Origin of the sequence: Psychrobacter sp. (assembly GCF_030457785.1) — a bacterium.
GTDB lineage: Bacteria > Pseudomonadota > Gammaproteobacteria > Pseudomonadales > Moraxellaceae > Psychrobacter.
In genome coordinates this window covers 1-6890 of the sequence record NZ_JAKDUI010000151.1, presented here as the reverse complement: position 1 = coordinate 6890, position 6890 = coordinate 1, and the positions used below count along the sequence as shown (strand labels likewise).

The window sequence follows — 6890 nt, the reverse complement described above, 5'->3', positions numbered from 1 at the left end:
CTGCTAACTGCTAACTGCTAACTGCTAACTGCTAACTGCTAACTGCTAACTGCTAACTGCTAGTATGGCAATTACAACATAGCAAAATGTAATATTTTGTCAAATCTATGTATAGAAAATGCAGAATATATACTCATTAGTGACAGCGCCTACATTAATGCCTATTGCCCTGTTCTGAAACTTGTTATTACAAGTCACGTTTCCCTTCATACACCATGGTTAGTTTCTGCTAAAATTGGTTCGAAGAAAAATGAGCGATGAGAATAGAAAGAAAGTAAACAATACGAACAACTGCGAATGGGATTTTTCTTTGGGGCATCTAAAACGCAGGCTCTGTCTGCTATACACGATCGAATCATCAAATCCGCTCTAATGACGAAGCGACATGTTAAAGCAACATGACAAAGCGACTTTCTTGTTCGATTCTATATTGCTACTTAACTGATTCATCTATAAATACAAACTACCTTAAATCATTTAATAAAATCAACGGTAGGAATAGACTATTATATTTCTCGCACCTCGATAAGACTGACCAAAAAGGATTTAGCATGCGACTGACATCTACTATAAAAAAAATGCACAAACGCTCTCCCACGTTAGGAAAGGCCGTATCGCTTGCCACAGCAACTGGCGTGATTGCTGCCAATAGCTTCGGCGGTAGTATTCCTTTATGGTTAATGGGTGTCGGAAAAATTATCACTGGTGCGCCCATCGCCGATAAGACTGTTATCAAAATTGCCAATCACTGGATCAGCAGCAATAATGCTTTAATCGATAATATGCTACCACGCAAAGACTGGCGTATCAGCCTGCCAGATGATGTTCATACCGATGGAAAGTACCTCCTAGTGAGTAATCATCAATCTTGGGTCGATACCAGTATCGTGCAGTACATCAGCGAAAACCGCCTACCATTGACACGCTTTTTTACCAAGTTTGAGCTGATTTATATTCCTATTGTCGGTCAGGCTTTTTACTTTTTAGACTTCCCAATGATGCGCCGACACTCGAAAGAAGCTGTCGCAAAAAATCCGTCCTTAAAAGGCAAAGACATAGAAGAAGCAAAACGTGCCTGTGAGTTGTTAAAGGACAAGCCTTTCACGTTACTAAACTATCTAGAAGGCACGCGCTTTACCAGCAGCAAACATGCTCAGCAACAGTCTCCTTATACGCATTTACTAAAACCACGCGCAGGCGGCTTATCCCTAGCTATCAGTGCGCTAGGGTCAGAGGTTGATGGCTTGCTAGATATGACCATCGTTTACCCTGATGGCAGCCCAACTTACAGCGACCTGTGGAAGGGTAATATCAAGCGTCTTGGTGTCGACGTCAGGTATCTAAAAATGCCTGACCCGTTATTCGCTGGCATTCAAAATGGCGGCTATGAAAAAGATGCAGAGGTAAAGCAGCAAATGTTTGATTGGGTCGAACAAGTCTGGCACGAAAAGGATCAACGAATAAGCAACATGCTGGCGGAATTTGAAAACAACACCAACACCAACACCAACACCAACACCAACACCTCAAAAGCATAACGTCAAACCCAAGTACTTGCGATGAGTAAACTAGAGCATATCCTCATTTTACAAATAGCGATAAAAATGAGGGTGCGCTTTAGGGCCAAGCCATAGCGAGCGCCAGATCATAACAAAAGCACATAACACCTCGTTAATACAGCACTTCATCACAACTTCTCGTTTTCATAACAGAATACTGCTGAAGCGCTATAATTATGATGAAGAGTAAGCTTATGAGTGACGATGCATAATTATAATGAATGAAAGATGGGTTGTTTTTTAGCGCTATTCGTTGATAATGTAAATAATTATCAGCTCATGCTGCTTTGATGATGATTGAATCATCTTTTATATACGTCTTTGTGCTACTTAACTCTTTGTGCCATTCATCATTAATAAGGTTTGACTGTGCCCGCCTCTGCTACTGATACCTCACATCTAAACCCAACGCCCGTGCGAGACCAGTCAACTAACTTGCCTGATAAGCAGCCACCAAGAGACGAACGTCCTAAGCCAAGCCGAACAAAGCTAGCTTATGAAATTTTTATGCTTATCATCATCAGTGTCGATTTATTTCTGATCAGTCTCGATGCTATATTGATGAGTGGTTTTATGAATCAGATGGCTGCATGGCTGACTGCTGGTGATGCGCTGAGCTGGTACCAAAACACTTTGCACGAGCCACTACGTACTGCTGGCGGATTCTTTACCCTATTTTTAATCTTTGAATTAACCGTACGCTGGGCGATTGCGATACAACAAAAAACCTATTATCGCTGGTTCTTTTTTCCTTTCGTTCATTGGTATGAGGTGTTAGGCTGTTTTCCACAGCTGCGAGCCTTGCGGTTGTTTCGAGCAGTTATCATCGGTCGACGGTTGTATCAACTTGGCTACCAAGTACTGCCAGAGGCATGGATTAATCGCATTAAGTTCTATATCGATATGATATTAGAAGAGTTGTCTGACCGTGTCATATTGACGGCCATCGACAATTTTAGGCAGCAACTAACCAATCCTGAAGCCCACAAATCTTTTATCGAATCAACCATCGCCCGTAACCGTGATGAAATTGAGGCTGTATTATTATCATTGCTACGCGCAGAGCTAGTACCAAAATTACAAGAACTGACGACATCCTCAGGTGGCGGCAGCATACTAGCCAGTGAGATGGGCAGCGCTATCGAGGAAGGCTTAGCCAATACGCCTGAACTGCGCCGTTATCTACGCATGATACCTATTGCTGGCAACTTGATTGAATCACAACTTCAGTATGTGGGACACAATATAGGCGAAAACGTTGTCTACGCCCTTAATAAACGACTACTAGATCCCAAGCACCTCGATGCATTGATGGTCGCCATTGCCAACGGTGTTGCACAAATAGATACCGATGATAGCGCGCTAGATAGCCTTGTATCGAGTATCATTGAAGACGGCTTGATTGAATTTGAAGCACAAGTAAAAGTACAGCAATGGAAGCATCAAGATATGCTCCACCTGTGATTCGTAGTAGTAATATGACTAAATAATAAAAACAACATGGCCAAGTAATAAAACCCACCGTATGAATCAATAACAAAATATCAATGCACCGACAGCGACAAGATTATCTCTTGAGGATTTATATATGACAGTTTCAGATAATGACATCCAAGACTCAAACAATAAGCCAGCGTTAGCATTCTTTGGCAAAATGCTGACTTTTTCGCGTCTGCATTTCAACACGGATGATCTAGCTGCTATCGAAACCCAACTTACAAATTCACTTAGCAACAAGTCTAGCAACATCCCTGTACTTATCGATAGTGATGTTGAACAGGACCTATCTGCGTTGGTAGAGCTCTTATGGTCATGGGGGCTGCAGCCGATCGGTGTCGTCACTGGTGTGCTAGACTCTCAAGCCCTCGAACTGCGCTTAGCCATATTTCCTAGCGATGGCAAGCGTATCGAACGCATTGTACCCAACAAAACAGCCACCGCGCAGACTCGTAAAATTTCAGAAAGTCAAAATACAGCCTCAGCATCCACGGACGCGACTTCAAACAACGAGACAGTCACTGACGCAGTAGTACCTACTGAACACATTACCAGTCTCATCTATGACCAAATGTTACGCTCAGGACAAAGTCTCAATCACGTTGGTGGTGATTTGATTTTGACTAACAGTGTCAATAATGGCGCTGAAGCAATAACCGATAACAGCCTGCATGTCTACGGTCGCGCCCAGGGGCGACTGGTGGCAGGGGCAACTGGCGACAAAGACGCTCGAATCTTTTGCCAAGTCTTCAATCCTTCATTGGTATCGGTCGCCGGTACTTACTGTTTGCGAGACAACTTACCCGAACATGTTATCGATAAGTCTGTACAAGTGAGATTTGTAGAAGATGAAGGCTTAGTATTCACCGTCATGGACGATGCCTAATCTGCCTCTTTGGAACTATTTTGCTTCTTTGAGACTATATAGTAGTGCGTGGTAGTGATGAGTGGATTTCACCTCATACATGCTACTCACAAGTAGTAAATGCTACTGTAGAAATATGGACAAAATAAAAAGGCATATAAACGCCTTGAATGAATACAGCTAAGATTGATACTACTGTAAGCTTATTTAACAAAACTCTTCTATTATGACTGGCTGACTCTGCCACTATTTACATTGGCCAAACAGATTGATTATGTAAGCACCAAAGAACACGACCAACTCGTTGAATGTTCGCAAGAACAAATGTTTTAGATGCCCTCTCATTTTGATAACGGTGATAAAAGTGAGATAGAATAAACTATCACCAAACCAGGCAAAATAGCACCAACAGTATTGAAATATTAACTAACGATGTGACAACTTTTGGTCAGTTTTGAGTCATTTAAATGACTGTTAATTGAATTAACCGCAAAACCTAGTATAGACATACTACAAATTTTTGTTTATCTGTGCTAGGCTAGCTCCGAAGGTAGTGCATATATGTTATTTAACGAATACAATTTGTGAGCTATTTTATATAATTGATATCCCATTGATTCATAGGAGTGTGCCATTGTGGCGAAGATAGTTGTAATCACTTCAGGTAAAGGCGGTGTGGGCAAAACCACAACTAGCGCCTCTTTTGCCGCCGGTTTAGCATTGCGTGGCTATAAGACGGTCGTTATTGATTTTGATGTAGGTCTACGAAATCTAGACCTCATCATGGGTTGTGAAAACCGAATTGTTTACGACTTTGTTGACGTCATCAACGGCAACGCACGATTGTCTCAAGCACTTGTTAAAGACAAGCAGCTTGAAAACCTGTATATCCTGCCCGCCAGTCAAACACGTGATAAAGATGCACTGACGGATGATGGTGTTTCAGAAGTTATGTCCGAACTGTCTAAACAGTTTGACTATATCATCTGCGATTCACCTGCTGGCATCGAACGTGGCGCGCAGCTAGCGATGTATCACGCAGATGAAGCAATCATCGTTACCAATCCTGAGATATCATCTGTGCGTGACTCTGATCGCATCATTGGCATTTTGCAAAGCCAGACCAAAAAAGTCACTGAAGACCAAGGTTCTGTCCGTGAGCATCTGGTCATTACTCGCTATAACGCCGAGCGCGCTGCTGCACAAGAAATGATGGATATTGACACCATTTCTAATGATATCCTAAAGGTACCACTACTCGGTGTCATCCCTGAAAGTCATTCAGTTTTAGAAGCATCTAATCACGGTGAACCAGTAATTCATTATGACGATTCGGTAGCTGGACAGTGTTACGATGATATCGTCGCGCGCTTTTTGGGTGAAGAGCGTCCATTACGTCATATAAATGTGAAGAAAAAAAGCTTACTACAGCGTTGGTTTGGGGGTTAATAATGAGTAAGAAAAAAGGATTCTGGAGTAGCCTGTTTGGCACTGACGACAGTAGTAATGCAGGTAGTGCTAACTTAGCTACTGAACGCCTCAAGGTAATTGTTGCTAGCGAAAATCGCTTGAATAACCGCTTAACGGTTGACCGCATCGAGAAAATGAAACGTGAAATCTTAGAGGTCGTCAATAAGTATGTCAACGGTGTGCAAATAGACGATGTCAATATAAACCATCGATCTGAAGAAAGCCTAGATGTACTAGAGATGAATATCAGCTTGCCTGATCATCAAAAGTAAACGAGTGAAGAACACGCTACAAACCACGATATCGACACACATAAAGAAGCCCTAAGCAATAGTTTAGGGCTTCTTTATGTGTGAAGTGTTTATTCGCGGACTGCTACTAGTCAGCCGGCTTACTTCATACGACTAAGTAGATTGTCTTTTTTGACAAACTGATGATATAGAGCCGCACCAATATGTAGTGCAGTGAAAACAAGAATCATCTGCCAAATGATATCCACGTGTACATCATTATAAAAACGCGCCAATCCTCTATCTGTCGAGACGAAAACAGGGATTTGAAATAGACCAAACACATCGACCGGTCGACCGCCATATACAGACATCAATATACCAACCATCGGCATAGCAATTAATAGCGCATAGAGAGAAAAATGCGATAACTTAGAAACCAATACCTGCCATGTTGGCATTGGTGGTAACGGTGGAGATTTAGTAAAAATACGGTTGATGACCCGCGCTACCATCCAAAACAGCAAGCTTACCCCGAAAGATTTATGCAATCCAATATAAAGGCTGCCATCGAGATTATTGTGCAGAAACATCATTACCCAAGTAATCAGCAACAACGCGGCACTGATCCAATGAAACAAGCGACTGGCCACTGACCATTTTGACAAGTTAGAATTTGTATTACTCATTAGCTGCCCTATTACTCTTATCTCTATTTACAACCACTCAGCTTATGGATAAGACAGGCGCTTCACCTAGCAGGTAATAGCAACACCCTTAACCAGCCATGTATAAGCCTAATGATTGAACTGCTTGCCGAAAGCTAGCTATTTAAATCAACCAATTGATGCGCAATTTTTTCCAAATCAGGCACCAGATAAACAGTATCATCGATCGTGACCGTCTGAAAAAGATAGGATAGCACAACATCTTCTTTGACGCGCTCTTCAACATCAATTTTGGAACCATTACCTGAGCCAACAAGGTACTCTGGCAGGTCGATATCTTTAATATCAGAGATACGTGATTGTAGATGATTTAGCTCACCTGCCGTTTGCAATGCCACACGATACTCTGAGGTATTGCCTTCCAATATAACTATTTTATCAGGTGTTTGACTTGGTGGTATTAAATGAAATACTGCTAACTCCTGCTGCTGCCAACGATAAGTTGAAGCATACTCACTATACTTTTCCACGCTTATAATCAAACTACTATAGTCAGTTCAAAATAAAATTGTTATGGTTAGGACAAACATCATAAAACAAC

General features: G+C 41.8%; 7 protein-coding genes. 5 read left to right on the top strand and 2 right to left on the bottom strand.

The features are described from left to right. Positions 1-551: 551 nt before the first annotated feature. The 5 genes from L0J61_RS08035 to minE all read left to right on the top strand — a co-directional run bounded on the left by L0J61_RS08035 (position 552) and on the right by minE (position 5663). Positions 552-1538 (top strand): acyltransferase, encoded by a 987-nt coding sequence (locus tag L0J61_RS08035; RefSeq protein WP_301465920.1) that lies wholly within the window; start codon positions 552-554, stop codon positions 1536-1538. Between the two features lie 390 nt (positions 1539-1928). Beyond that, positions 1929-3023: a hypothetical protein gene (locus tag L0J61_RS08030; RefSeq protein ID WP_301465919.1), complete on the top strand. Its 1095-nt coding sequence runs from the start codon at positions 1929-1931 to the stop codon at positions 3021-3023. A 124-nt stretch (positions 3024-3147) separates the two neighbouring features. Beyond that, positions 3148-3942, top strand: a complete 795-nt coding sequence (gene minC, locus L0J61_RS08025) for a septum site-determining protein MinC (protein WP_301465917.1) — start codon at positions 3148-3150, stop codon at positions 3940-3942. A 615-nt stretch (positions 3943-4557) separates the two neighbouring features. Continuing rightward, the gene (gene minD / locus L0J61_RS08020; protein ID WP_301465915.1) at positions 4558-5370 is read left to right on the top strand and encodes a septum site-determining protein MinD; all 813 of its coding nucleotides are present in this window, start codon (positions 4558-4560) and stop codon (positions 5368-5370) included. 2 nt (positions 5371-5372) lie between these two features. Then, the gene (gene minE, locus L0J61_RS08015; RefSeq protein WP_301465914.1) at positions 5373-5663 is read left to right on the top strand and encodes a cell division topological specificity factor MinE; all 291 of its coding nucleotides are present in this window, start codon (positions 5373-5375) and stop codon (positions 5661-5663) included. Between the two features lie 119 nt (positions 5664-5782). Here minE and L0J61_RS08010 read toward each other — a convergent pair whose 3' ends face one another. Then, positions 5783-6310, bottom strand: coding sequence for a cytochrome b (locus L0J61_RS08010; RefSeq protein ID WP_301465912.1), 528 nt, complete (start codon positions 6308-6310; stop codon positions 5783-5785). Between the two features lie 134 nt (positions 6311-6444). Next, on the bottom strand, positions 6445-6819 hold the full coding sequence (locus L0J61_RS08005) for a hypothetical protein (RefSeq protein WP_301465911.1): 375 nt from the start codon (positions 6817-6819) through the stop codon (positions 6445-6447). Between the last annotated feature and the right edge of the window lie 71 nt (positions 6820-6890).

Coding starts and splice junctions, on each gene's coding strand:
- L0J61_RS08035 (WP_301465920.1), top strand. CDS start 552: ATGCGACTGACATCTACTATAAAAAAAATGCACAAACGCTCTCCCACG.
- minC (WP_301465917.1), top strand. CDS start 3,148: ATGACAGTTTCAGATAATGACATCCAAGACTCAAACAATAAGCCAGCG.
- minE (WP_301465914.1), top strand. CDS start 5,373: ATGAGTAAGAAAAAAGGATTCTGGAGTAGCCTGTTTGGCACTGACGAC.
- L0J61_RS08010 (WP_301465912.1), bottom strand. CDS start 6,310: ATGAGTAATACAAATTCTAACTTGTCAAAATGGTCAGTGGCCAGTCGC.